Raw genomic sequence first — 1,736 nt, 5'->3', positions numbered from 1 at the left:
CATCGAGTACAAATTGATTCAAGGAGAAAAAAATGAAACAAATCTTAAAATTATTGAGTGGAATAGCTTTGTTAAGTATCGCTGGATGTCAATTTAATAAACCTCCCTCAGGATATTTGGCTGCATGGGAGAAGCCTGGAGCGGACTTTACTGAGATAGGAAAAGCATTGTTAGAATGTGGCATGCCAACTCCTTATGATGTCGATCCAGAAAATAAAAAGCTAAGCAACAATACATATGCAACAATTTATGCTTGCATGATCCAAGATGGTTTCCGTTATAAAAATAAAGATGGGAATTGGTGTGAGAACTATAAATCTGAAAACCTTCCCATTTGTCAGCCTGGCGCTGTTATCCCGAGGCGCAGTGTCAAGAAGCGTTTAAATAGCCCGTTTTGTAAACAGAATCCAAAAGAATATGAGTGCTATCCTTAAGTGTTTCTGCGTTTGAAGAGCAACATTCCCCTTCCTTGCTTTTGCTTGGAAGGGTGGTTTTTTTGCTCATTCCACCATCAGTAATGGCAGCATCATTTTGACAGATGAAGCAGGGCAAAATACCCTGACAGGGCAAAATGGGGAACAAACAATCGCCTCCCTTAACCGTGACACGGCTACAGCTCATGAAGCTGTAGAAGCGCTTGATGGTGGCAGGCTGGAACAAATCGTCCATGAGAACCGTGAAATGGCGACGCAATTGCTTGAAGAAGGGTTTAAATACAGCGATGATTCCTATAAAACCATGTTTATCAAAAAGCACTCCATCGCCGTGGTGGATCGTGATGAAAAGGGAAATATTATCTATTTAACAGATGAAAATGGGAAACCTATAAAAGACAGTCGTGGACAAAAAATACCTCAGTCGCATTATTTAACGGCTGAGGAGAAGAAGCACCTACAAGCCGGTTCTGATGGTAAGGTTCATGTCTCTTTTAATGGCATTTTCACGCCACCAACTGAGGGAGGTGTTTATGCAGTGCAACATGCAGACAATCAAAATGAACCGCTTTATTTTGTTGTCTTCCCACAAGGAGACACAGCTGTATCAGAACTGATGGTAGCAGGCTATCAGAAGTTTCTGGAAAATGACTTCTTTGGCTTAACCAATTCAACACAGGAGGTACAGGATCTGCTAAAGAACTATGGGAATACAGGGCTGGAACTTTACGCTCATAGCCGTGGCGGTATGACAGTTTATAATGCCCTGAATTCTTTAGGACAACAAGGGATAAGCAATATAGCAGGCAACACAACTGTCAATCTTTATGCACCCGCTTCTAATGCTGCAGCAGTAGCAGATAAGTTAAACAGGCTAAATAATGGCAAACAAACCACGGTCGGTTTTGATGGGCATAGATATGACTTTGTAAGCCGAGTGATCGGCGGTAATGGCTATACCTACCAAACAGTGCCTACCGGTAGTAACAATTGGAAAGAGGCATACAAAATGTTCACAGATCCTAACAGTGTCCACAATTGTCTTGGAGATGCCAGTGATATATGTGGAAGACTTTATGGTTCATCTCATCGAGTACAAATTGATTCAAGGAGGAAAAAATGAAACAAATCTTAAGATTATTGAGTGCTATAGCTCTATTAAGTATCGCTGGATGTTCTTTAGGTAGGCCTGCCACATCATCTATAGGAATGTGGGAGAAGCCTGGAGCAGACTTTACTGAGATAGGAAAAGCACTGTTAGAATGTGGCATGCCAACTCCTTATGATGTCGATCCAGAAAAT

General features: G+C 41.5%; 2 protein-coding genes and 1 pseudogene. All 3 read left to right on the top strand.

Annotated features, from left to right (window positions below; genetic code table 11):
* The first annotated feature begins 32 nt into the window (after positions 1-32).
* Positions 33-434 carry a hypothetical protein gene (locus J7R05_RS07060; RefSeq protein WP_208541715.1) on the top strand — a complete coding sequence of 134 codons (402 nt, stop codon included), beginning with the start codon at positions 33-35 and terminating at the stop codon, positions 432-434.
* A 97-nt stretch (positions 435-531) separates the two neighbouring features.
* Positions 532-1,557: a filamentous hemagglutinin gene (locus tag J7R05_RS07055; protein WP_343070533.1), complete on the top strand. Its 1,026-nt coding sequence runs from the start codon at positions 532-534 to the stop codon at positions 1,555-1,557.
* Positions 1,554-1,736 (top strand): annotated as a pseudogene (locus J7R05_RS07050) (hypothetical protein); the annotation flags it as partial. The gene J7R05_RS07055 and the pseudogene J7R05_RS07050, both read left to right, overlap by 4 nt.

The sequence above is a fragment of the Bartonella capreoli genome, assembly GCF_902813205.1.
In the GTDB taxonomy this organism is placed as follows: domain Bacteria; phylum Pseudomonadota; class Alphaproteobacteria; order Rhizobiales; family Rhizobiaceae; genus Bartonella; species Bartonella schoenbuchensis.
The sequence above is the reverse complement of the archived record's forward strand: the minus strand, read 5'-3'. Positions and strand labels throughout refer to the sequence as shown.